Here is a 23,331-nt window from a genome sequence, read left to right as displayed (position 1 = left end):
ATACACTAACCAGATGGCAGAATTTGCAAGGATACCTACCGCGCGTTCGCGGTAAACGGTACAATCCTGCTGTTTTCGAAAGCCGTATGCGAGGTGAATCTTGATCAGGGTACTGGTTGTCGATGACCATGAGCTGGTTCGTTCCGGGATAACCCGGATGCTGGCGGATAACCCCGACCTGGAAGTCATCGGGCAGGCATCTTCGGGAGAAGATGCGATAGAGTTTGTGCGAAAGGATCGCCCGGATATCGTCTTGATGGATATCCGCATGCCCGGAATTGGTGGTCTAGAGGCGACACGCCGCATCCTTCGTATCGATGATTCCATTCGGGTAATTGTAGTGACCGCCTGTGCAGACGATCCCTATCCAACGCGGGTCATGCAAAGCGGAGCGAGCGCCTATATCACCAAGGGCGCGGACATCAAAGAGATGGTCCGCGCGATCCGCATGGCTCACTCAGGGCAGCGCTACATCAGCCCTGAAATCGCCCAGAAGATGGCCCTGAAACAGCTGGGCGGAGACGGTGAGCAAGACGGCGAGCTGTCCCTGTTCGAGCGTTTGTCAGAGCGGGAAATGCAGATCGCGATGATGGTGGTGGATTGTCAGAAGGTTCAGGATATTTCTGACAAGCTCTGCCTGAGCCCGAAAACCGTCAACAGTTACCGCTACCGCATCTTCGAAAAGCTGGAAATCTCCAGTGACGTTGAACTTGCACTGATGGCCGTTCGGCTTGGGTTGCTTGATGCCGAAAAGGTCTGATCCGGCAGAAGCCGATATCAGGAAGTTCGACAGCAAAAGTTTCCTGAAACAACTGACAGAGCGCCCCGGCGTCTATCGTATGTACGATGAGGCCGGCGAGGTGCTGTATGTTGGCAAGGCCCGGAATCTTAAAAACCGGGTCAGCAGCTATTTCCGACAGAGTGGTTTGTCCCCGAAAACCCAGGCTCTGGTCTCAAAAATAGAGTCGATCGAGGTGACGATTACCGGCAGCGAAACCGAAGCGCTGCTGCTCGAACAGAACCTGATCAAGTCCTTGAGGCCGCCTTATAACATCCTGCTTCGGGACGACAAATCCTACCCGTATATCTACCTTTCCTCGCACAGCGATTACCCGTCGCTGACATTCCGGCGCGGTCGCTCCAAAAAGGGGGGCGGCACCTGGTTTGGCCCGTTTCCCAGCTCTGGTGCGGTCAAGGAAAGTCTTAATGTGCTACAGAAGATATTTCGCATAAGATCCTGTAATGAAAGCTATTTCAGGAACAGAACGAGACCCTGCCTCCAGTATCAGATCAACCGCTGTACGGCGCCTTGCGTGGAGTACATTTCACCAGAGGATTATCTGGAAGATATTCGCCATGCGACCATGTTCCTGGAAGGCAAAAACCCAGCGATCATCCACGACCTGATGGCTGCGATGGAAGACGCCTCCCGGAACCTCGAGTTCGAGAAGGCGGGAGCCTATCGCGACCAGATCAACCATCTCCGGCACGTTCAGGAACAGCAGGCCGTGGATAGCGATGGTGGCGATGCGGACGTCGTTGCCATTGCACAGGATGCCGGCATCGTCTGTGTGGTTGTGATCATTGTCCGGGGTGGTCGGGTGCTGGGCACCAAAGACTATTTTCCGAGATTCTCCATCGAACAGACCGAAGGCGAGCTGTTGAGTGCCTTTCTGGGCCAATATTATTTTGGCGGCAACACCCGGCGTGAAATTCCCAGAGATATTCTTGTACCGGTGGCGGTTGAAGGCCAGGAACTGCTGGCGGAAGCGTTAAGCGAGGCCGCCAATCGGGAAACCCGCATTCGCGGTAATGTGAGAGGAGAGCGGCGGCGCTGGCTGGAGCTGGCCATGACCAACGCCCGGCAAACACTGCTCAGCCATCTGGCCAGCAAGGAAACCGTGTATCGTCGGTTGCTGGCCCTTCGGGATCTGCTTGACCTTACCGACACCCCGTCACGCATGGAATGTTTCGACATCAGCCATAGCCATGGCGAGAATACCGTCGCATCCTGCGTGGTTTTCGATGAGAATGGCCCGCTGAAAAGCGACTATCGGATTTACAACATCGAAGGCGTGACGGCCGGGGACGATTATGCTGCAATGCGTCAGGTTCTTACCCGCCGGTACAAACGAATGGTCGGTGGTGAGGGAAAAAGGCCGGATCTGGTATTCATAGACGGCGGCAAAGGGCAGTTAAATATCGCCCGCGAAGTGTTTGATGAGCTGGGTATATCTGATATACCCCTGATAGGTGTCGCCAAGGGCGTCACACGCAGGGCTGGCATGGAACAACTGATTGATGCCATGACCGGCGATGTATTTCGAGTGCCGGCGGATTCTCCGGCACTTCACCTGATCCAGCACATTCGGGATGAATCCCACCGGTTCGCGATCACCGGCCACCGGGCGCGCCGTGACAAGAAACGCCGACAGTCCACGCTGGAAGGCATTGAGGGCGTTGGGCCAAAGCGTCGCCGCGAGCTGATCCGGTACTTCGGTGGTATTCAGGAAATCCGAAAAGCCAGCATTGATGAGATAACCAAGGTTCAGGGCATCAGTAAATCGTTGGCCGAATCTATTTACGCAGCACTGCATGACGAGTAAGGACAGCATGAATTTACCCAACATACTGACACTCTCCCGCATCATCATGATCCCGGTTTTCGTGGTGATCTTTTATCTGCCGGTAGAGTGGAGTTACCTCGTCAGTGCCAGTATTTTCGCCCTGGCGGGCGCGACGGACTGGCTGGACGGCTACCTTGCCCGCAAACTGGACCAGAGCACGCCATTCGGTGCTTTTCTGGACCCGGTTGCGGACAAGCTGATGGTGGCCGTGGCGCTGGCCGTGTTGATTGAAGAGCATGCGGCCATTGTGCTGACCATTCCCGCAACGGTCATTATCGGTCGGGAAATCGTGATCTCCGCACTTCGCGAATGGATGGCTGAAATTGGCAGCCGGGCCAGTGTGGCGGTTTCCTACATCGGCAAGATCAAGACCACGGCTCAAATGGCGGCCATTGTCGGTCTGCTGGCATTCCCTCCCGGCATCATCTGGGCGGATGTCTCCATCGCGCTGCTCTATCTGGCAGCCGGCCTGACGCTCTGGTCCATGGGGCTCTACCTCAAGGCTGCGTGGGCTGACCTGTTCCCGAAGTAGCCTCCTGCTGGCAGTTCACTGCCCAGAGGGTGATGTCCGTTGCCAGTGACTGGCCAGCAACACTGAACGCTTGAGTCACCCGGTCCACATCCTCACTGATGGACTGCTCGGTAGCCTGAAAACTGGCGCTGCAGAGGATCGCTTTCGATTGGTTGTCGACGACCTGGGCATGCAGTTCGATGAGCGCCTGGAGTCCGCCTTCCTTCCGTTCCGTATGAAACGCCGTTAACTCGCTGGTGAGCGTCTTGTCGGCCTCGGCCGAACTTGCGTCACTCAGCACCGTGTGGAACGCGTTGCTGGAGCGCAGGCTATCCGTCATCAAATCCCTGACAAGCACCGGCATCGTTGTGCGCCAGCGAACCTTGCCATAAACCCGGTATTCGTACGGGGTCGGTTTACCGAGGATTCTTGAGCCGGTAAAGGGTTCTGAGGCTTGGGGGGTGCTCACCCTGATGCTGACCGAAGAGCGCTTCAGAACCTCGACCACAGGCTGCTTGACCGCCAGATCCATCACCCGTGGCGGTTCCGCATTCGGGAACACCGTACACCCTGCCAACGCCGAGATGGCCAACAGTGCGGCTCCTGATTTTGCTATCCTTCTCATTGTTCTGACATCTCCTTGAAGGTTTCACCGCCCCAGATCAGACCGCTCGGATTTTCCTGCAGATTCCGGGTGAGCTGATTGAGGTTACGAAGCGTGCTCCTCAACTCCCGCAGCGCGGGTGATAGCTCGCCCATACCCTGAAATCCCGAGGCCAGGGCGCCTTCGTTTTCAAGGGTGATCCGGTTAATACGGTTGGTGACGGTTTGCAGGCTGCCCAGCGCACGAGTCATGGCGTCAAGCGCTTCCTGGCCCTGATTCGTCAGGATGTCATTGGCATTGTCAGAAACCCGCGACACTTTGATGGCCGCCTCTTCCGCCCGACGGGCCGCGGTGTCAAAGCGCTCGAGCAGGGCTACCAGATCTTCCCTCTGCGCCAGCAATGCGTTGGAGGCCTGGCGGGCATTCGCAAGCAGGGCAGAGAGGTTGTCGACGTTGTCCTCGGAAAAAACGCGGTTGGCGTTAACAAGGAGATCCTCGGCCTGTGCCAACAAGCTTTCACCATTGTTGACGAGATTACTGAACGCAGACGGCTCCGCCATGATCAGCGGCGGATCTTCCTCATTACCCGCGAGTTGAGGGCTGTCCGTTGTGCCGCCGCTGAACTGGATACTCATGCTGCCGGTGATGTTGGCGAGGATCAGCCCGGCCCGGGTGTTCTCACGGATCGGGATCTCGCGATCCACGCGGACCAGTGCGCGGACGTGGCTTGGGTTCTGGGTGTCCAGATTCAATTCCAGGACATCGCCAACCTGAACGCCGCTGTACAGGACCGGATTTCCCTTAGACAGGCCGCTGACGGCATGGTCAAAACCGATCTCATAGTAGGCCCAATCCCGGTCACCTGACGATTTTGACAGCCACAGCGCAAAAATCAGTGCCGAGGCGAAGGCGAGCAGGGTGAATAGTCCGATAATAACGTGATGAGCACGAGGCTCCATAGTGCCTACTCCCGGGGGGTATTCCGTATCAGGGCTTGGGCTGCGTGGCTGGCAGCCCGCCCTCTGGGGCCATTAAAGTACGCCTGAACCCACTTGTCATCCGTGGTTGCGACCTGCTCCAGAGTGCCTGTCACCAGCACCTTTTTCTGTGACAGAACCGCAATCCTGTCGCAGCTGGCGTACAGGGTATCCAGATCGTGAGTCACCAGGAAGACCGTAAAGCCGAGGGCATCCCGAAGGGTCACCAGTAGCCGGTCGAATGCGGCGGCACCGATAGGGTCCAGCCCGGCTGTGGGCTCATCGAGAAAAAGAATCTCCGGGTCCAGGGCCAGAGCACGGGCAAGGCTTGCCCTTTTCACCATACCGCCGGAGAGTTCAGACGGGTATTTGAGTGCGGCTTCTTGCGGCAATCCGGTCAGTGCGAGTTTTACTCTTGCCAGGGCTTCTGCGTCTGCGCGGGATAGCCCTTTGTGCTCGATCAACGGGATGGCGATGTTTTCCTGAAGGTTCAGAGAGGTGAACAGAGCGCCACCCTGGAACAGTACGCCAAACCGTTGCTCAATCGCGGAACGTTCCCGGGCCTTGAGCGTGTCCAGGTCCTTGCCGAGCACCCGTATGTGGCCGGAGGCGGGCTTGTTCAGGCCGATGATGCTGCGCAGGAGTACCGTTTTCCCGGTGCCGGAGCCGCCGACCACGCCGAGGATTTCTCCCTTGTAGAGATCCAGATCCAACCCCTGATGAATAACATGGTTGCCAAAGCGGTTTTCAAGACCTCTGACTTCAATGACGGTGTCCCTGGTTAAGGCCATTTACCACCCCATTTCCATGAAAAACAGGGCAGCGATCGAGTCGAGCAGGATAACGGTGAAGATGGACTGGACCACGCTTGAGGTCGTGTGTTCGCCAACGGATTGAGCGCTGCCCTGAACCTTGAATCCTTCCAGGCAACCGATGACGGCAATCAGGAACGCAAAGATCGGCGCCTTCGATAACCCAACCAGGAAGTGTCGAATGTCGATATCCCGTTCCACAATCGCCAGGAATTGCGCCGGGTAGATGTCCAGCACCAATGCGCATACGGTCGCACCGCCGATCAGGCCAGCAATCATTCCAACGAACGTGAGGATCGGAAGGCTCACCATCATTGCCAGCACGCGCGGCAGAACCAGAAGCTCAATGGGGTTGAGCCCCAGAGTGCGGATCGCATCCAGCTCCTCGTTTACCTTCATGGCACCAATGTGCGCCGTGAACGAGCTTGCGGTTCTGCCGGCCAGCAGTATCGCTGCCAGGAGTACGCCGAACTCCCGAAGGAAGGAGAAAGCCACCAGGTTGACGGTGTAGATGGTGGCGCCGAATTCTTCGAGTACGGTAGCGCCCAGGAACGCAACCACCGCGCCGACCAGGAATGTGAGCAGGGCAACAATGGGCAGGGCGTTCAGCCCCGTGTCCTGAACCGCGGCAACAAACGGTGTGAATCGCCAGCGATGGGGGCGTGGCAGCGTCCAGAGCAGCGCGGCCAGGGTTTGGCCGATGAATCCGTTGAGTGCTTTCAACAACTGGAACAGCCCTTCGACCTGCCGCCCGGTCTCTGAGAGCAGCTTGAGCCACCATGGCTCGGCCGGGGGCGAGGGCTGGGTGCGGCCGCTCATTGCCGTGCAAACCGCATTGATCAGTGCTGAGGTTTCTTCGGGAACGGCATCGGATGCGAGTGCAGCCTTCAGTTTTTCGGTGCCGAGAAACGAAACCAGCTGGGACACACCCGCCGTATCGACCTGGCCCAGGCTGGTGAGGTCAACGTGCAACTCGTCAAGGCGGCTGTCGGGAAACTGTGACGCCACAGATTTTTGCTCGAGGTAGCCTGAGAGCGTCCAGTTTCCTCGTATCGACAGCGTGTCACCCGAGATTGCGGCGCTACCATGCTCAGCGAAAGGCGGGTCGTCATAATCTGCCGGTGGGTCGTTGGAAGCGGGTGTCACATTCGTTGCCAGTGTGTTGGTTTAAAACGCTTTTCAGTACAAGCTTATAGGCTCCACGAGGCGTCTGCCAGTACGTGGCGATCTTCATCGTCATGGCTGGCCAGAATCATGGTGACACCCCGGGACTTCTGTTCCAACAACAGGTCTCTGAGTTGGGTTCGGGTGGCGCTATCAAGGCCCGTTAGTGGTTCATCCAGCAACAGGACCGGCTGGCTCCGCATCACGGCTCTCAGCAGGGCGACTCGTTGCCGCTGTCCTCCGGACAATTCCGAGGGTAACCGGTTTTCAAGGCCTGCCAGACCAACCCGCTGCAACCCGTGGATGATGCTGTTCATTTGGGTGCTGGACAGCTTCATGCCCGGATGAACGCCCAGCCCGACGTTGGTTTTTACATCCAGATGCTCGAACAGGTTGTGGTCCTGGAACACGCTGGTCACGGGCCGATCCCAGGGAGCCGCGGCAAGCAGGCTTTGGCCATTAAAACGAATATCTCCGCTTTCAGGAGCCAGAAAACCGGCGATGAGATTCATTAACGTGGATTTTCCGGAACCGCTGGGGCCCTGAATCGCCAGGCATTGACCGGGCTCAACCTTGAAGTCGAAAACCCAGGGGGTGGCTTGAGAGGAATAAGCAAACGTCAGGCGGCGAATATCAAGCATCCGGTAAACCTCGTGAACGCGATGAGCGACCGATCAGATTGAACACGCTGAAGTTGATCAGCAGAAGCAGGATGAGCCAAAGCCCCGTGCCGGCGGCAGCCGATACCTGATAGCTGCCCAGCTGCTGGTATAGCAGAACCGGCAGAGTCGGCTGCGCGGGTGTGCCGAACAGGGCAATGACACCAAAGTCGCCGAGCGAGAGCGCTGTCCCATAGGCCATGGCGAGTGCCAGAGGTTTCCTCATGCGAGGCCAGTGCATCCACCGCCAGCGATACCAGCCCCGTATCCCCAGTTGGTCTGCCAATCTCACACTGGCGTAATCAAGCCCGTTAAGGGGGGAGCGCAACAAATGCAGGATGAATGGCAACGCCATGATCGCATTAATCAGGGAGACCAGAACCAACCCCTCGGAACTGACACCCAGGCTAGGACGAATCAGGAGAAACAGCCCGGTGCCCAGAACCAGGGCTGGGATGATCAGGGGAAGGTGAGCAGCCATGTCGCCCAGCTTCGCCAGTTTGCCGAGTCCCCGAGCCGTTGGAATCATCAAGATCATCATGGCCGTCAGTACCGCGAGTAACCCTGCGGGTAGTGCGATAGCGAGGCTCCGGACCGTTGCGGGCACCAGCCCCTGTCCCGACAGAAGCGTGTCGCTCAAACCGGGCAGGCCTCTGATTGCGATGGCGACCAGGGGTAACAGCAGGAAGGCGGAAAATACCGGCAGAAGAATGCCATCCATCAGGCGGTACAGGCCACGACTGTCTGGCCGCGGGGGTAGAGAATTCATCGCGGCCTGGGCAGGCATCAACGCCGAATCGGTCTTACCTCGAACGAGTATGAGCCAGACCGCAGAACAGATAATGAGCTGGACCAGAGCCAGCAGCGCGGCACGTCCAAAGTCGAACTCAAACCGCAGCGCCTGATAGATCGCCACCTCAAGCGTGGTGGCCGAGGGCCCGCCACCGAGGGTCATCACGATGGCGAAACTGGTAAAGCAGAGTGTAAAGATAAGGCCAGCCAGGCCCGGTAGGATTCCCTGAATGGCGGGCCAGTCCAGCGTCCGCCATAACCACAGGGAACCCAATCCCAGCTGACTGGCGACCTTGCGCTGAGAATCGGGGGTGTTCTCCAGAGCTTGCAACAGAATGCGGGAGGCCAGGGGCGCATTGAAGAATACGTGTGCCAGCACGACTCCGTTAAGCCCATACAGGTTCCAGCCCTGGGACGGCAGAAGCCAGTCAAAGAATGGGGTCACCCAACCTTGTCGCCCATAAATGGCCACGAGGCCAGATACGGCGACGATGGTGGGCAACACCAGGCTCAGCTCCATCACCCTGAGTAAGGCTGCACGGCCCGGGAAGTTCCGGTGGCGATCCAGAGCCCTGGCCACGGGAATGGCAATCGCCAGGCTCAGCAAGACAGAGATCGCTGCCTGCCACAAGGTGAAGCGCAGTACGCCACGAAGGTAGGCGCTGCTCCACAGCGACTGGATATCAATGGCCGGAGCTTGCCAGAGCAGGGCGCCGAGACCACCCATCCCCAACCCATACAGGCACAGCGACAGGGCTGTGCCCGGCCAGATTCGCCAACCGCGGTGCGTGAATGGCGGAGTGTTGGAGCCTGGAACCATGGGCTTATCGGGTCATGGCGTCGAGCCATTCATTCAGCCAGGAGCGGCGATTGTCGGCCACCGTGGCGGGATCGAAATAGAGCGTTTTTCCGGGCTGGATCAATTTGCCAAAGACATCCGGTAACTCTGTCCCAATATCCGTGGCTGGGTACATCACATTCTTGAGCGGAATGTGGCGCTGGAAATCGCGGGTCAGCATGAACTGAAGAAACTGCCTTCCCAGCGCTTTGTTTTTGGAGGAGGCAACCAGAGCCGCCACCTCTACCTGCAAATAGTGGCCCTCGTCAAACCTGACAGCTTGATACTGCTCGGTTTTGTCGATGGCCATGTGATAAGCCGGTGACGTGCTGTAGGAAAGGATCATCGGCGCTTCGCCATTCATGAACAGGGAAAAGTAACCATCGCTCCAGCTTTTGGTGGTTGTCAGGATCTTACCCTTCAACTGAGCCCACTTCTCCGGTGCCTTGTCGCCGTAGACATGCCGCATCCAGAGCAGAAGGCCGAGCCCCGGTGTGCTGGTGCGAGGATCCTGGATGATGATCTTCAGGTCATCTGGCGCATTGATCAGCGCTTCCAGGCTCGTTGGCGGCTCTGGCAGTTGGTCGGTGTTGTAGACGAACGCAAAATATCCCCAGTCGTAGGGCACAAACAGTGGATCGGTCCATTCAATGGGAAGGTTCAAACGATCCAAAGCCGTTTCATGGGCCGCGAGCAACCCGGTCTGGCGGGCTGTTTCCATGGTGCCGGTGTCCAGGCCCAGGACAATATCCGCAGGGCTGCTTTCACCCTCGAGGCGGAGACGCTGAAGAATATCGCCGCCACTCTCCAGCGCGATCAGATTCACCGCGCAATCACACTGTTCCTCGAACGCTTCCTTGATCGCTGGCCCCGGGCCCCAGTCTGCAGCAAACGACGGGTGGGTGTAGATGGTGAGCTGATCTGTTGCCATGGCCGAGGTTGTCCAGAGCAGGGCGGCACAGAGTAGAAGCGTCGAGCGGAACGGCATGGGGTGGATCCTCCGGAAATTGTTTGTGTGGGGCACAATCGCGGAATCCACCATTAACAGGTGAGCGCTCAATCCCTTCGCCGGTATCAGCCGGATCAGGTTCCGCGGGTATGGTCTCAGCCTCGATAAAACCGGGCACCCCGATGAGTGGTGGTAGTGTATCACGGGCCAGGATACGCACGGGAGTTGGCTAAACTTTGTCCACAAAAGCCAGAAAAAACAGAAACCTGTAAAAAAGGTGTTGACGCCCGAACGGTAATCCGTAGAATACGCAGCCGTTGACGAGGCAATGCCTCTGACACGAAGAGCGGGAATAGCTCAGTTGGTAGAGCACAACCTTGCCAAGGTTGGGGTCGCGAGTTCGAATCTCGTTTCCCGCTCCAATTTCAAGTCTCTCATTGCCCACCTGAGAGCACAAAGATCGGATCCCTTTGATCTTTTCCGGCGCGGTGGCAGAGTGGTTATGCAGCGGACTGCAACTCCGTGTACGCCGGTTCGATTCCGACCCGCGCCTCCATTATTTCCCTTAGTTACTCATCTAAAGTTACTAATTCGCCCCAAGCAACCCTTTACTCGCTTGCGTCTGGCGATGCCTGATTCATCTCATGCTGCTTTCCTGGAACTCTGATGCCCGTGTTCATCGGATCACGTCTGTAAAACAGCCGCAGGTAGTCTAGAATAACGCCGAAATTCCGAGATCTTTCAGGTAGATAAAATGCCAAAGTTTTTGCATACGGCAGACTGGCAGATGGGCCGGGCGTTTACCCGTTTTGAAACCGAAGACGGTGCTGCCCTGGTGGAGGCCCGCTTCGAGGCCATAGAAACGCTGGCGCGGCTGGCCAACGAGCACCAGTGCGATGCTGTCCTCGTGGCCGGTGATGTGTTTGATGCCCAGACCGTTTCCGACCGAACCATTCGCCGGGTGTTTAACGCCACCAAAGGGTTTGCCGGCCCCTGGGTCATGCTGCCCGGCAACCACGACGCCGCGCTGGCCGAGAGCGTGTGGACCCGGGCCCAGCGTCTTGGGGCGATACCCGAGAATGTGCATCTCGCGCTTCAGCCCGGCGTGATTGATCTGGAACCCCAGAAACTTAGCATCCTCTGTGCGCCACTGACCCAGCGCCACACCTACGGCGATTTGACCGAGCCCTTCAGCGGCTATGAAACCCCGGAAGGTTTTCTCAGAATCGGCCTGGCCCACGGCAGCGTTCAGGGCCTGCTGCCGGACGAGATTGATTCCACCAACCCCATCGCGCCGAACCGGGCGCAAGCCAGCAAGCTCGATTACCTTGCCCTGGGCGACTGGCACGGCACCAAACAGATCGGTGAACGCACCTGGTACAGCGGAACGCCAGAGCCCGAACGGTTCAGAAACAACGAAGCGGGTAATGCCCTGATTGTTGAGGTTGCCGAACCCGGCGCGACACCCGCGGTAACCCGTGTTCCAACAGGGCGGTACCAATGGCACCAGTTCCGGGAAACCCTGGCGGTGCAGTCCGATCTTGAGCAGTTGCTGGCGCGTTTGAACACCTTGCCCGAATCCGTCGTTGTCGATCTGCGCCTCGACGGCTCGGTGACCCTGGCTGGTGAGGAAACCCTGTTGAAGGCGTTGTCGATTGCCGAAGCCCGATTCCGCAGCCTTCGCTGCGAGCGGAGCGGGCTTCAACTTGCACCCACCGATGAGGATATCGCCGCCCTGAAGGCCGATGGCTACGTCGGTGAGGTGGTTGAAAGCCTGCGGGAGCCGCAAGAAGGCGCGCAGGACGATATCGCCCGGGATGCCCTGGCCATTCTGGCGGGGCTGCTCAGGGAACGGGAACAGGAGGCAGCGCAATGAAGCTGCAGCGAATGCGCATTGAACAGCTGCGACAGTTCCGCAAACCCTTTGTTCTGGGCAACCTGCAACCCGGCCTAAACCTGATTCATGGCCCCAATGAGTCCGGCAAAAGCACCTTGGTACGTGCCATCCGCGCCGCGTTTTTCGAGCGTTATCGTTCAACGGCGGTAGACGACCTGCGCCCCTGGGGCGACTCCGCCGCGGCGCCCACCATTGCGCTGGATTTCGAGCACGAAGGCCGCGCCTGGCGCCTCACCAAAAGCTTTCTTCAGCGCAAGCGTTGCGACTTGGTTGTAGGCACCGAGACCTACAGTGAAGACGACGCCGAAGAAAAACTGGCCGAACTCCTGGGCTATCAGTACCCGAAACGGGGTGCCAGCAAAGCCGAACACTGGGGTATACCGGGATTGCTTTGGGTGGAGCAGGGCACCGGGCAGGACATCGAACAGTCCATAGAGCACGCCGGCGATCACCTGAAATCCGCTCTGAATTCCATGGTGGGCGAGGTAGCCAGCTCTGGAGGCGACGACCTTATCGAGACGGTCCGTAGCCAGCGGGACACCCTGCTGACTGGCACCGGCAAGCCCCGGGGCGATTACCTGAAACTGGAAAAAGACCGCGCCCAATACGAAGTTGAGATTGAAGAACTGAAGGAGCGGGTGCACAAATACCAGGAGCAGGTCGACCGGCTGGGCAAACTGACCCATGACTACGATCAGGCCGAGGCCGAGCGCCCCTGGGAAGACGCCCAACGCCAGCTGGAGGAAGCGCGGGCGCGCTATCAACAGGTTGAGCGCCTGGAGCAGCAACAGAACCAGGAGAAAGCCACGCTCAGCCAGCTAAAGCAAAACCACCACCTGTTGCAGCAGAACAAGGAACACCTCGAAGGGCTCAGTCGCCAACTTGAAGGCCGAAAAGCCGAACTGGACCGGGCGGAGCGAGACCTCGCCACCGCAGAAGCCCAAACCCCGGTGGTTACAGGCCGTTTGCAAGAAGCCAGAGCCGCCTATGAGCAAGCGGAAAAGCAACGCAAACTCGCAGGCTTGCTGCAAACGCGACATCGGCTGGAGCAGGATGTCCGCCGGCTTGAGCAGCAGAAACAGGTACTGACCGATAGCCTGGGCAAAGCAAGGGAATACCACCAGCAATTGGAGCAGGCCAGGCAGCAAGCCCGGGAAAACCGCATCGATTCAGAGCTGGTCAAGAAGCTGCGAGCAACCGGGAACCAGCTGAACGAAGAAACCATTCGCTCACGAACCATCGCCACCCGATTAAGCTGGCAGCTGGAGGCCGACGCATCCCTCACGCTGAACAACGAAACGCTCACCGGGCAGGGCGAACAGCAGCTTCTGGAAGAATCCACACTGGTGATCCCCGGCGTGGGCACCCTCGGCATAACACCCGGCGGCGAAGAACTGGCCAGTACCCGCAGGAAACTCAAAACCCTTGAGGAAAGCCTGGAAGAACAGCTAAAAACTGTCCGCGTGGAGTCTGTGGAGCAGGCAGAGGAACGTCTTGCTGCCTTTGAAAATGCTGAAAGAGCCCAGAAGCATGCCGAAGACTTGCTGAAATCCGTGGCACCGGCCGGCATTGAGCAACTTTTCTCCGAGCAGAACGAGGCGGAAAGCGAACTGGAGAAATCCAGAAGCCAACTGGAAGCCACCCCCAAACCGGATCCGAAAGAGGATTTGCCGGCCCTGGAAGAAGCGGATGCAGCGTTCGCCCGGGCTGGCAGTGCGCTGGACAAAGCCGAATCCGATGACCGTGAGCACCAGTCCAGGCTGTCTGCCCTGAAACAGGCTCGTGACAATGCAAAAACCGAATGGCAGCGGCTGGCCGATGAAGAAAAAAGCCCGGAACGCCAACAGCAACTTCGCCAGATAACCACCGACCTGGCCAACCTCGGCAAACAGCAGGCCGAGATGGAAGTCAGCCTTGAGCGCCGCGAACGGGAAATCCGCGATGCCCGCCCGGAGTTCCTAAAACAGGACATCGAACGCTACCAGAATGCGGTCAACCAACTGCGCCAAACCCAGGAAAACCGGGGCCGAGAACTGCGCGACATCAAAGTCAGGCTGGAAGCCTGGGGCGCGGAAGGGTTGGAAGAACAGCTCAACGAGAAAGAGGCGGAGTACGACCAGTGCAACCGCCGCTATGAGGAACTGCACCGCCGTGCCCAGGCGCTGGACCTGTTGCTCAACCTGCTCACAGAAAGGCGCCAGGCCCTCACACGTCGCTTGCAGGCACCGCTGCAGAAGCACCTCAACCATTACCTGTCGGTGCTTTTCCCGGAAGCCTCGCTGGAAGTGGATGAACAGCTTCGGCCGGGCACCTTCAGCCGGGGCACCGAACTGGGGCAGATCACTGAACTGAGTTTTGGCGCAAGGGAACAGATGGGCCTGGTCAGCCGCCTGGCCTATGCCGATCTCCTGCGAGAAGCCGGAAGGCCAACGCTGGTTATCTTGGACGATACCCTCGTGCATAGTGATAGCGATCGACTTGAAGACATGAAGCGCATCCTGTTCGATGCGGCAAGCCGGCATCAGATACTGCTGTTTACTTGTCATCCGGAGAAGTGGCAGGACTTGGGAGTGCCGCCTGTGGATATTCAGGCATCGAAGGAGCGCAAGTCCGATTTTTGATTTTCGATACCACCACATAGTCTTTAAGGCAGTCGTGCCGGCTCCGCTTTGCTTTTGATCTGGCCCTCGTTGAATGTTTGGGTAGCCTGACGAAGCGCTGGGGCGAGCGGAAACTGGCGGGATGTTTTTGAACCTTTCGTTAGTCTGCTATTGTCTCTTTAAGTTGTTGCTCTCGAGGGATACGTTGAATAATAAAATGGAACAAGCATCACCCAACTTTGGCTTTCTCGCCGAACACGATCCGCTGTTTGCAGATCTGGCAGGTGCAGCAGAGCGAGTGTTCTCCAGCGACCCGAACTCCACGCTGATCAAACTTCGCCAACTAGGTGAGGCTCTAGCCCAGCATCTAGCCGCGCTGTCCGGCGTTGAGTTCGACGAGCAAACCAGTCAATCCGATCTTCTTTACCGGCTCAACAAAGAGCTGCGGCTGGAACCTCAAGTAAAAGAACTTTTTCACACCCTGCGAATAGAGGGCAACAAAGCCACTCACCAATTTCGCACTCGCCATAAAGAAGCAATGGATGGTCTCAAGCTGGCGCGAGAACTGGCCATCTGGTTCCACCGTTCCTTCGGAAAAGCAGGCGCAAGCTTTAAGCCTGGTCCCTTTATTCCACCACCTGACCCCAGTGCCGAATTGCGCCAACTCCATGGGGACATTGAAAAACTCCGCCATGAGCTTCAGCAGGCAAACATGGAGCTGGACAGCAGCCAGCAACTGAGCCAGCTCATTGAAAAAGAGAAGGCGGAATACGAAGCATTGGCTCTGGAGATGGATATAGAGTCTCGCGCTCTGGCTGAACAGGCGCAGGCCCATGAGCAAATCCTCGAGCAGCAGCAAAAAGACTACGAGAAGAAAATACGAGCGCTGCAAGATCAGCTGAGTCAAAAGGGCGAAGACTCGGTCAATGAGCAGCGCCACGAGGTGGCTAAGCAAACCAAGGCGGCCAGCGACACCCTGATTTTAAATGAAGAGCTCACCCGAATTCTTATCGACCAGCAACTCGTTGAGGCAGGCTGGGAGGCGGACAGCCAGGAACTCACCTATCAGAAGGGTGCACGGCCAGAGAAAGGCACTTACCGCGCTATTGCTGAGTGGCCCACCAATCACAATGGGGAGAAAGGCCGCGCTGATTACCTGCTTTTCGCCGGGCTAACGCCTATCGCTGTGGTCGAAGCCAAGAAAGAAAACACTAACGTCGCCGGCAAAATTCGACAGGCCGAGCGATACAGCAAGGGCCTGAAGGTTGAAGCGCCCATGATCGGAGCTTGGGAAATCACCGGGCGCACTATCGCCTGGCCGACGGATGATGATGGTCACTTCCTTGTGCCCTTTGTCTACTCCTGCAACGGGCGGCCTTATATACCTCAGCTGGCGGAGCAATCCGGCACTTGGTTCCGCGATGTCAGAGAGTCAAGCAACATACGTCGAGCCCTTCCGGGCTTTCATACCCCCGGAGGCCTACTGGACCTATTGGAAAGAGATAAGGACAACGCTGAAAAACTACTGAAGAACGAACCCTTTGGATACCTGAAACTACGGGATTATCAGCAGAAAGCCATTCTCGCTACTGAAAATACACTGGCTCAGGGTATACGGTTTGCACTCCTCGCGATGGCCACTGGGACCGGTAAAACCCGCACGGTTATTGGCCTGATGTACCGATTCCTCAAAACGGAACGTTTCCGGCGCATCCTGTTTCTGGTTGACCGCACTGCCCTTGGCCAGCAAGCCATTGATGCCTTTAATGAAGCGCCGTTGGAACAGAGCCACACCCTCAGCGAGATCTACAACGTTGCAGAGCTGGGCGACATGGCCGCCGAAGCGGAAACTCGGGTACAGGTAGCCACGGTACAGGCCATGGTGAAACGAATCTTTATGAGTGATGAGCCGCCGCCAATCGACCAGTTTGACTGCATCATCATCGACGAAGCTCACCGGGGCTACACGCTGGACCAGGAAATGACCGAAGGCGAGCTCGCCACCCGAGACACCAGCCAATACATCTCAAGCTATCGCCGGGTCCTAGACTACTTCGATGCGGTCAAAATTGGCCTTACCGCCACCCCGGCCAAGCACACTAGCGAAATCTTCGGTAAACCGGTTTACACCTACTCCTACAGGGAGGCGGTAGCAGATGACTGGCTGATCGACCACGAACCCCCCATCCGATACGAGACACTGCTCACCCGGAACGGTATCCAGTTCGAGAAGGGCAAACCGGTGGAAGTGATCAACACCCAGACGGGTGAGGTCGACACCACCGAACTGGAAGACGAGCTGAACTTCGAAGTGGACGCCTTTAACCGCCGTGTGATCAACGAGAATTTCAATCGCGTGATCTGCGAGCAACTGGTGCATGAGATCGATCCACTAGGCGACGAGAAAACCATGATCTTCTGCGCCACCGATCTGCACGCAGACATGGTCAAGCGTCTGCTGGATGATGCTTTCAAGAATCTCTACAACGGAAGCTACAACGAAGCCGCTGTCGCCAAGATCACCGGGCAGAGCGACAAAGTAAATCAGCTGATCCGCCGCTACAAAAACGAGCGCTACCCCAGTATCGCTATTACCGTGGATCTGCTCACCACCGGTATCGACGTGCCACCTATCTGCAACCTCGTATTCATGCGCCGGGTACGATCACGTATCCTTTACGAGCAGATGATCGGCCGTGCCACCCGTCGCTGTGATGAAATTGGCAAGACTGTATTCCGCATCTACGATCCGGTGGATATCTACGCCGCCCTTCAGGATGTGAGCACCATGAAGCCACTGGTGAAGGACCCAGCCATCACCCTGGAACAACTGGTCGACGAACTTTCGGACGAGAGCCAGCTGGAAAAAGCCCTCAACAGCCCGGGTGAAGTGCAAGATGAGAGCCAGGCCGATGTGGTCCTCAGTCAGCTGAGCCAGAAACTGATGCGGGTGCTTCGCAAGGCAGAAAGCAAGGCCGAAAGCCGTCCTGCACTAAGAAAGAAACTGGACGAACTGCAGCAAGTATGGGGTGTTGAACCGAAATCCCTTCACCAACACCTCCACAAACTGGGTCCTCGACAAGCCTCTGAATTCATTCGCCAGCACAGCGGACTACTGAATCAGCTTGCCGAGGTGAAACAGCTCGCGGGTACCGAATACATGCCGTTGATTTCCAATCATGAGGATGAGTTCGAAAAACGAACGCAAACCTATGGTATTCACGAACGACCGGAAGACTACCTGTACGAATTCAACCGATTCATTAACGAGCAGCTCAACCAGTCTGCCGCCCTGGCCGTGGTAGTCAACAAACCCCGGGATCTTACCCGGGACCAGCTTCGGGAAGTGAGGCTACTCCTGGATAACAACGGTTACTCTGAAGCCAGACTACAGACCGCCGTTCGCAACCAGACCAATAAGGACATTGCCGCCAGCATCATTGGCTACATCCGTCGAGCCGCCCTCGGTGAACCACTGATTCCGTTCGAGCAGCGGGTCGCAGAGGCTATGGACCGGATTTACACTCAGCACAACTGGAACCCGAACCAGCGCCGATGGCTCGATCGGCTAGCAAAGCAACTGGTACATGAAGTGATCATAGATCGGGAATTCGTTAACAACCGCTTTGCTGACGACGGCGGTGCCCGGCAAATGGACAAAATATTGGGGGAGCAGCTGGATACTGTGCTAGATGAACTGAATGAAGCGATGTGGCCTCGCCAAAGTGCCTGAAGAGCGAACCAAATTTTAACTTTCAACTCTATCTGAATTATCGGAACCCATGACCAACAACGACATCGTCCAAAAACTCTGGAATCTCTGCGACGTCCTGCGTGACGATGGCATCAATTATTCGGATTATGTGACCGAATTAGTACTGCTGCTGTTCATCAAAATGGTCCATGAGAACACCGAAGCCGGTACCCTCAAAAAGCACCCGCTGCCTGAAGGCTGCCGCTGGACGGACATCAATGGCAAATCCGGCATCAATCTACTGAACGACTACAAACGCATTCTGCTCAGCCTGTCCACCGGCAACGACGGCGACGGCAACCGGGTACACGACGACCCACTGATCAGCGCTATCTACGCTGACGCCCAGACCCGCCTGCGGGAGCCGCGCCACCTCGAACAGATGATCAAAACCCTGGACCAGATCGACTGGTTCAGCGCCCAGAAAGACGGCCTGGGTGATCTGTATGAAGGCCTGCTGGAGAAGAACGCCAACGAAACCAAATCCGGCGCCGGCCAGTACTTCACCCCCCGCGCCCTGATCAACACCATGGTGCGCTGCCTGAAGCCGCAATCGGGCGAGCGCATCCAGGACCCGGCCGCCGGCACCGCCGGCTTTCTGATTGCGGCCCATGAATACATCAAAGGCCAGACCGACGACCTGTACGACCTGAGCACCGAACAGAAGGCCTTCCAGACCACCAAGGCCTATGTGGGCATCGAACTGGTGCCCGGCACCCGCCGCCTGGCCCTGATGAACTGCCTGCTGCACGGCATGGAGGGGGATGCCGAGGGCGTGGTGCACCTGGGCAACGCCCTGGGCCAGACCGGCGCCGGGCTGGAAAAGGCCGACGTGATTCTCGCCAACCCGCCGTTCGGCACCAGCAAGGGCGGCGACGCCAGCATCACCCGGGACGACCTGACCTACAAAACCAGCAACAAGCAGCTGGCCTTCCTGCAGCACATCTATCGCAACCTCAAGCCCGGTGGCCGCGCTGCCGTGGTACTGCCGGATAACGTACTGTTCGAAGCCGGCGTGGGCACCGACGTGCGCCGGGATCTGATGCACAAGTGCAACCTGCACACCATACTGCGCCTGCCCACCGGCATCTTCTACGCCCAGGGCGTGAAAACCAACGTGCTTTTCTTTACCAAAGGCAGTGCCACCGACAAATACCAGGAAGAAAACTGCACCGAACACGTCTGGGTCTACGACCTGCGCACCAACATGCCCAGCTTTGGCAAACGCACCCCCTTCGGCGACCAGCACCTGAAGCCATTTGAAACTGTGTATGGCGACAGCGAGCGCAAGGAAGGCGAATACAGCTTCCATTCCGACGCCATCGAACTGCCGGAACACAGCGACGAAAACGAAGGAATCGACCCCCGCCTGGCCCATAGCCGCTGGCGCAGCTTCAGCCGCCAGTGGATTGCCGAACACAAGGGCGACTCGCTGGATATTGCCTGGCTCAAGGACAGTGACAGTGTGGATGCCGCCAATCTGCCGGAGCCGAGTGTGTTGGCGGGTGAGGCGATGGGAGAATTGGTGCAGGCTCTGGGGGAGCTGGATTCGTTGATGCGGGAATTGGGGGCTGGGGAGGAGGCTGATGGGGCGAGGACTCTCCTTAGTGAAGCCTTTGGATTCAAGGACGCTGACCAATCATGAGTGTAGAAAAACCCACAAAATGGTTACAAACCAGTATTGGCAGTCTCTGTAACTTGATAAACGGAAGAGCCTTCAAGCCCAAGGAGTGGAGCGAAGCAGGACTTCCGATTATCAGAATTCAAAACCTGAACAATCCAAATGCAACGTATAACCACTATGACGGAGAGCTGGCAGACAAGCATAGGATTGAAAATGGTGAACTACTTTTCGCCTGGTCTGGAACGCCCGGAACATCATTCGGCGCCCATGTTTGGAAGGGAGAGACTGCGGCACTCAACCAACACATCTTCAAGATTGAATTTATTGAAGCTCTAATCGACAAGCGTTTTTTGCGATATGCAATCAACCAAACATTGGACGAACTCATTTCCGGTGCGCACGGAGGAGTTGGGCTTCGGCACGTAACAAAGGGCAAATTTGAAGCTACCGACGTTGCTTTTCCCCCCCTCGCTGAACAAAAAGTCATCGCCGACAAACTAGACACCCTGCTGGCCCAGGTGGAAAACACCAATGCCCGCCTCGAACGAATCCCGCAAATCCTCAAACGCTTCCGCCAGTCCGTGCTGGCTGCGGCGGTGAGCGGGCGCATCAATGGCAGTGACATTAGCAAATGGGACAGGGCTCAGCTTATTGATATTGTCACCGAAAAGCCGAGAAATGGCCGGTCTCCGAAAGGGGTGAATTACGAGACTCCGTATCGAAATTTAACACTCTCCGCGACTACATCAGGGCAGTTCTTGGACGGCAATTTCAAATATGTCGAGCTAGATATTGGTGATGATTCCTACCTCTGGGTCAAAAATGGTGACATCCTGATACAACGCGCCAACACGCTTGATTATGTTGGCATCAGTGCTCTGTATCGCGGGCCTGATAATGCCTATGTTTATCCGGACTTAATGATGAAGTGCACAACCAACGAACGTGCTATTCCGGAATTTTTACATCTAACACTTCTCTCAGAGCCTACAAGGAAATACTTTAGAGACAACGCAACCGGCACGTCCGGAAATATGCCAAAAATCAACCAGAAAACGGTTTCAGAAACGCCGATTTCACTCCCACCTATTGCCGACCAAACCGAAATCGTACGCCGAGTAGACCAACTCTTCGCCCACGCCGACCGCATCGAACAACAGGTCAACAACGCACTGGCCCGCGTCAACAACCTTACCCAGTCGATCCTGGCCAAGGCCTTCCGGGGCGAGCTCACCGAGCAATGGCGCAAGGACAACCCGGAGCTGATCAGCGGGGAGAACAGTGCGGAGGCGTTGCTGGAGCGGATCAAGGCGGAGCGAGCGGCGAAAAAACCCGGAGTGCGCCGCACAAAAATCAGGAAAACCGAACAGGCTGCAAAATGACCAAAGAAATCGAACACTCGACCACTGTATCGGTCAATTGCCCTGCCTGCTCTGCCGTCAACGAATTGGATCAGCACCGCAACATCGAGTGCGAAAAGTGCCAGAAACCCATCACGGGGCAGAAGTACGGCGCACGAGGTGCTTTGCCAGCAGTTCTGGCATTTACGGTTGGTTTTACCGGATACGGCCTGGTCGATCGCAACTTGCTGGATAGCAGGCGTTACCCCATGGAGCTGGAGTATGCGATGGTGAATGCGTGTACCAATGGGGATATCAACGTTCTGCCACGCGGGCTTTACGAATCAAAGCAGGAGATCTGTCTTTGCGCTGTGGGTAAAACTGTGGAAGCGTTGCCCTACAACGAACTCGACGAGCGCAAATCTGAACTCAAAACCGTGCTGTCAGCTAGCGCAAAGGAGTGCAGGTAAAACGGGGGCAGACATGCCCCCGCTTGTGCAGCTCGGTTTACTTGGAGCGGGGCGGATTGTTCCCACGTCCCTTACCAGATTTGCCACCTGTGGTGCTCGGACCATTCGGTGGTCGTTGCCCACTGGAAGCCATATTTCTGGCAGCAGCCGATTGTGCTTTCGCAGCAAAAGAGCCTTTCGGGGTGTTCCCGCCATGCTGTTTTGCGGTTGCACTCTGGATACGTGCAGCAGCGGCCGGCGACATCGGTGTTTTTGCTTTGCTCATGGTATTTCTCCATCAATGTTTGGTTTATGTCCCCGCTGGGACAGTTCAAAAGATACAGAATGGGTCGGGGACAAATGGGGACTGAACGAACGCTGGAGCTTCAAAAGGCCATTGAGTCTTTGATCGCGAGAGTGGGATGGTCACGCAAGGCGCTTGCCCGTCAGCTGCATTGGGAGCTGAATGACACTGATGATGAGGGCGAGCTGAAGCGGTTCGAGGAGCGGCTCAAGAAGGAACTGACGCGGCCAACAACGAAGCCCGAGTTGCTGGAACGTTACCTTGACGTTCTGCGCCAATTACCTGATGTCGAGAAGGCCGGACTTGTTGTACCGCAGTATGTCGCTCCCAAACGCATGGATCCGGACGTTAAAGCTGCTTTGTTGGACCTTTCAAAGGATCTGTCGGAGTCACTCCGGGATGAAAACCACGATTGAAACCAGCATCGCGGCCACAGGGTCCGTGGATAACGCCAAGTCAGGAGAGCCACCGAATGAGCGATATCAAGCTTTTTCAGCTAAATGGCGAAATCGCTACAGAGCTGGGTGGTAAAAGCGCACAGCTGGAAAAAGACCTTCAGAACCATATAGAGTCCAACATGGAAGCGCTGATTGGCGTTCGCTTTTTGGCTAGCGAATATGGCACCGGAAAAACTCACAAAGGCCGGATCGACTCCCTCGGGCTGGATGAAAATGGATGTCCCGTTATTGTTGAGTACAAGCGCCACAGCAATGAAAACGTGATTAACCAGGGGCTATTCTATCTAGATTGGCTTCTGGACCATCAAGCCGAATTCAAATGGCTTGTTATGGAGAGAATTGGCAAGCCAGCCGCCGAATCGATCGAATGGGGTGGTACTCGATTGATATGCATCGCCTCTGACTTTAACCGATATGACGAACATGCCGTCCAACAGATCAATCGAAATATTGAACTCATGCGTTATCGTTACTTCGGCAACGAGCTATTGTTGCTGGAGCTGGTGAATGCCCAAACGGTGAATCAGGCAGTCCTAGCTGCAGCCTCGGCCACCACCAAGAAACCCTCCAAGTCCAACCCTCGCGATAAAAGTCAGCAAGAGCGCCTTGCCGAAGCGTCTACGTCCCTTCTTGACCTATACGAGTCCGCCTGCCAGTACGTTGAGCAACTTGGGGATGAGGTCCAGCGTAAAGAGTTAAAGCTCTACACTGCCTTCAAGCGCATTCGAAACTTCGTTTCTATTGTTGTTCAACCGGGTAAAGATCCGCGGCTTCAGATGTATTTGAAGCTTTCTGGAGAACTAGGAGAAGAAAGCTCCTTCAGCCGTGATGTCACTCACATTGGTCACTGGGGGACCGGAAACCTTGAGGTTAATGTTCGAACACCAGAAGATTGGGAAAAGGCTCGCCATTTGGTCGACAAGGCATATCAGGAGAGTTGACTCGAATTAGTTCGGTATTGGAAGGAAAAAG

At 56.7% G+C, this 23,331-nt stretch carries 19 protein-coding genes, 2 tRNA genes and 1 riboswitch; of the genes, 13 read left to right on the top strand and 8 right to left on the bottom strand.

Annotated elements, in window-relative coordinates; all coding sequences use genetic code 11:
* Positions 1-100 precede the first annotated feature (100 nt).
* From uvrY to pgsA, 3 genes are read left to right on the top strand one after another with little or no spacing between them, the layout of a single operon-like run.
* Complete coding sequence (gene uvrY, locus D777_RS04795) at positions 101-760, top strand: UvrY/SirA/GacA family response regulator transcription factor (RefSeq protein WP_036129178.1); 660 nt, start codon at positions 101-103, stop codon at positions 758-760.
* On the top strand, positions 744-2,606 hold the full coding sequence (gene uvrC / locus D777_RS04790; RefSeq protein WP_036129176.1) for an excinuclease ABC subunit UvrC: 1,863 nt from the start codon (positions 744-746) through the stop codon (positions 2,604-2,606). The genes uvrY and uvrC overlap by 17 nt, the downstream gene beginning before the upstream one ends.
* 7 nt (positions 2,607-2,613) lie before the next feature.
* Complete coding sequence (pgsA, locus tag D777_RS04785; RefSeq protein WP_036129174.1) at positions 2,614-3,159, top strand: CDP-diacylglycerol--glycerol-3-phosphate 3-phosphatidyltransferase; 546 nt, start codon at positions 2,614-2,616, stop codon at positions 3,157-3,159.
* Here pgsA and D777_RS04780 read toward each other — a convergent pair.
* The 7 genes from D777_RS04780 to thiB all read right to left on the bottom strand — a co-directional run bounded on the left by D777_RS04780 (position 3,125) and on the right by thiB (position 9,972).
* The gene (locus D777_RS04780) at positions 3,125-3,763 is read right to left on the bottom strand and encodes an ABC-type transport auxiliary lipoprotein family protein (RefSeq protein ID WP_081849465.1); all 639 of its coding nucleotides are present in this window, start codon (positions 3,761-3,763) and stop codon (positions 3,125-3,127) included. The genes pgsA and D777_RS04780 overlap by 35 nt on opposite strands.
* Positions 3,760-4,701 carry an MlaD family protein gene (locus D777_RS04775; RefSeq protein ID WP_036129173.1) on the bottom strand — a complete coding sequence of 314 codons (942 nt, stop codon included), beginning with the start codon at positions 4,699-4,701 and terminating at the stop codon, positions 3,760-3,762. Before D777_RS04775 ends, D777_RS04780 begins: the two co-directional genes overlap by 4 nt.
* A 5-nt stretch (positions 4,702-4,706) precedes the next feature.
* A complete protein-coding gene (locus tag D777_RS04770; protein WP_036129171.1) occupies positions 4,707-5,510 on the bottom strand; it encodes an ABC transporter ATP-binding protein in 804 nt (267 codons plus the stop codon).
* Positions 5,511-6,605: an MlaE family ABC transporter permease gene (locus D777_RS04765; protein WP_150112612.1), complete on the bottom strand. Its 1,095-nt coding sequence runs from the start codon at positions 6,603-6,605 to the stop codon at positions 5,511-5,513.
* A gap of 116 nt (positions 6,606-6,721) precedes the next feature.
* Positions 6,722-7,336 (bottom strand): thiamine ABC transporter ATP-binding protein, encoded by a 615-nt coding sequence (locus D777_RS04760; RefSeq protein ID WP_036129168.1) that lies wholly within the window; start codon positions 7,334-7,336, stop codon positions 6,722-6,724.
* Positions 7,329-8,966 (bottom strand): thiamine/thiamine pyrophosphate ABC transporter permease, encoded by a 1,638-nt coding sequence (gene thiP / locus D777_RS04755; protein WP_036129165.1) that lies wholly within the window; start codon positions 8,964-8,966, stop codon positions 7,329-7,331. Before thiP ends, D777_RS04760 begins: the two co-directional genes overlap by 8 nt.
* Positions 8,967-8,970: 4 nt before the next feature.
* A complete protein-coding gene (gene thiB / locus D777_RS04750; RefSeq protein ID WP_036129163.1) occupies positions 8,971-9,972 on the bottom strand; it encodes a thiamine ABC transporter substrate binding subunit in 1,002 nt (333 codons plus the stop codon).
* Positions 9,973-10,027: 55 nt separating this feature from the next.
* Positions 10,028-10,125: riboswitch (TPP riboswitch) on the bottom strand.
* A gap of 154 nt (positions 10,126-10,279) precedes the next feature.
* Between thiB and D777_RS04745 the strand changes: the two genes are divergently transcribed.
* The 8 genes from D777_RS04745 to D777_RS04710 all read left to right on the top strand — a co-directional run bounded on the left by D777_RS04745 (position 10,280) and on the right by D777_RS04710 (position 21,618).
* A tRNA-Gly gene (locus tag D777_RS04745) sits at positions 10,280-10,355 on the top strand.
* 60 nt (positions 10,356-10,415) lie between these two features.
* Positions 10,416-10,489: transfer RNA gene (locus tag D777_RS04740), tRNA-Cys, on the top strand.
* A 198-nt stretch (positions 10,490-10,687) separates the two neighbouring features.
* Entirely contained in the window at positions 10,688-11,809 is a 1,122-nt protein-coding gene (locus tag D777_RS04735; RefSeq protein ID WP_036129160.1) for a metallophosphoesterase family protein, read from the top strand.
* Positions 11,806-14,451, top strand: coding sequence for an AAA family ATPase (locus D777_RS04730; RefSeq protein WP_036129159.1), 2,646 nt, complete (start codon positions 11,806-11,808; stop codon positions 14,449-14,451). Before D777_RS04735 ends, D777_RS04730 begins: the two co-directional genes overlap by 4 nt.
* 196 nt (positions 14,452-14,647) lie before the next feature.
* A complete protein-coding gene (gene hsdR, locus D777_RS04725) occupies positions 14,648-18,163 on the top strand; it encodes a type I restriction-modification system endonuclease (RefSeq protein ID WP_036129156.1) in 3,516 nt (1,171 codons plus the stop codon).
* A gap of 49 nt (positions 18,164-18,212) precedes the next feature.
* The gene (locus D777_RS04720) at positions 18,213-19,829 is read left to right on the top strand and encodes a class I SAM-dependent DNA methyltransferase (RefSeq protein ID WP_036129154.1); all 1,617 of its coding nucleotides are present in this window, start codon (positions 18,213-18,215) and stop codon (positions 19,827-19,829) included.
* Positions 19,826-21,190 carry a restriction endonuclease subunit S gene (locus D777_RS04715; RefSeq protein WP_036129151.1) on the top strand — a complete coding sequence of 455 codons (1,365 nt, stop codon included), beginning with the start codon at positions 19,826-19,828 and terminating at the stop codon, positions 21,188-21,190. The genes D777_RS04720 and D777_RS04715 overlap by 4 nt, the downstream gene beginning before the upstream one ends.
* Positions 21,187-21,618, top strand: a complete 432-nt coding sequence (locus D777_RS04710) for a hypothetical protein (RefSeq protein ID WP_036129149.1) — start codon at positions 21,187-21,189, stop codon at positions 21,616-21,618. The genes D777_RS04715 and D777_RS04710 overlap by 4 nt, the downstream gene beginning before the upstream one ends.
* Positions 21,619-21,655: 37 nt before the next feature.
* On the opposite strand, the gene D777_RS17795 is transcribed toward D777_RS04710, so the two are convergent.
* Positions 21,656-21,883, bottom strand: coding sequence for a hypothetical protein (locus D777_RS17795; RefSeq protein WP_081849463.1), 228 nt, complete (start codon positions 21,881-21,883; stop codon positions 21,656-21,658).
* Positions 21,884-21,942: 59 nt separating this feature from the next.
* Between D777_RS17795 and D777_RS04705 the strand changes: the two genes are divergently transcribed.
* Entirely contained in the window at positions 21,943-22,317 is a 375-nt protein-coding gene (locus D777_RS04705; protein ID WP_150112599.1) for a hypothetical protein, read from the top strand.
* A 56-nt stretch (positions 22,318-22,373) separates the two neighbouring features.
* Positions 22,374-23,300, top strand: a complete 927-nt coding sequence (locus D777_RS04700; RefSeq protein WP_036129144.1) for a DUF5655 domain-containing protein — start codon at positions 22,374-22,376, stop codon at positions 23,298-23,300.
* Positions 23,301-23,331: the final 31 nt, after the last annotated feature.

Origin of the sequence: Marinobacter nitratireducens (assembly GCF_000708045.1) — a bacterium.
In the GTDB taxonomy this organism is placed as follows: domain Bacteria; phylum Pseudomonadota; class Gammaproteobacteria; order Pseudomonadales; family Oleiphilaceae; genus Marinobacter; species Marinobacter nitratireducens.
Note: the sequence above shows the minus strand (reverse complement) of the source record. Positions and strands in the feature narration are given on the sequence as shown.

Excerpts from the sequence above, each read along its gene's own strand:
- uvrC (WP_036129176.1), top strand. The coding sequence starts at position 744 with ATGCCGAAAAGGTCTGATCCGGCAGAAGCCGATATCAGGAAGTTCGAC.
- pgsA (WP_036129174.1), top strand. The coding sequence starts at position 2,614 with ATGAATTTACCCAACATACTGACACTCTCCCGCATCATCATGATCCCG.
- D777_RS04780 (WP_081849465.1), bottom strand. The coding sequence starts at position 3,763 with ATGAGAAGGATAGCAAAATCAGGAGCCGCACTGTTGGCCATCTCGGCG.
- D777_RS04775 (WP_036129173.1), bottom strand. The coding sequence starts at position 4,701 with ATGGAGCCTCGTGCTCATCACGTTATTATCGGACTATTCACCCTGCTC.
- D777_RS04770 (WP_036129171.1), bottom strand. The coding sequence starts at position 5,510 with ATGGCCTTAACCAGGGACACCGTCATTGAAGTCAGAGGTCTTGAAAAC.
- D777_RS04760 (WP_036129168.1), bottom strand. The coding sequence starts at position 7,336 with ATGCTTGATATTCGCCGCCTGACGTTTGCTTATTCCTCTCAAGCCACC.
- thiP (WP_036129165.1), bottom strand. The coding sequence starts at position 8,966 with ATGGTTCCAGGCTCCAACACTCCGCCATTCACGCACCGCGGTTGGCGA.
- thiB (WP_036129163.1), bottom strand. The coding sequence starts at position 9,972 with ATGCCGTTCCGCTCGACGCTTCTACTCTGTGCCGCCCTGCTCTGGACA.
- D777_RS04735 (WP_036129160.1), top strand. The coding sequence starts at position 10,688 with ATGCCAAAGTTTTTGCATACGGCAGACTGGCAGATGGGCCGGGCGTTT.
- D777_RS04730 (WP_036129159.1), top strand. The coding sequence starts at position 11,806 with ATGAAGCTGCAGCGAATGCGCATTGAACAGCTGCGACAGTTCCGCAAA.
- hsdR (WP_036129156.1), top strand. The coding sequence starts at position 14,648 with ATGGAACAAGCATCACCCAACTTTGGCTTTCTCGCCGAACACGATCCG.
- D777_RS04720 (WP_036129154.1), top strand. The coding sequence starts at position 18,213 with ATGACCAACAACGACATCGTCCAAAAACTCTGGAATCTCTGCGACGTC.
- D777_RS04715 (WP_036129151.1), top strand. The coding sequence starts at position 19,826 with ATGAGTGTAGAAAAACCCACAAAATGGTTACAAACCAGTATTGGCAGT.
- D777_RS04710 (WP_036129149.1), top strand. The coding sequence starts at position 21,187 with ATGACCAAAGAAATCGAACACTCGACCACTGTATCGGTCAATTGCCCT.
- D777_RS17795 (WP_081849463.1), bottom strand. The coding sequence starts at position 21,883 with ATGAGCAAAGCAAAAACACCGATGTCGCCGGCCGCTGCTGCACGTATC.
- D777_RS04705 (WP_150112599.1), top strand. The coding sequence starts at position 21,943 with ATGGGTCGGGGACAAATGGGGACTGAACGAACGCTGGAGCTTCAAAAG.
- D777_RS04700 (WP_036129144.1), top strand. The coding sequence starts at position 22,374 with ATGAGCGATATCAAGCTTTTTCAGCTAAATGGCGAAATCGCTACAGAG.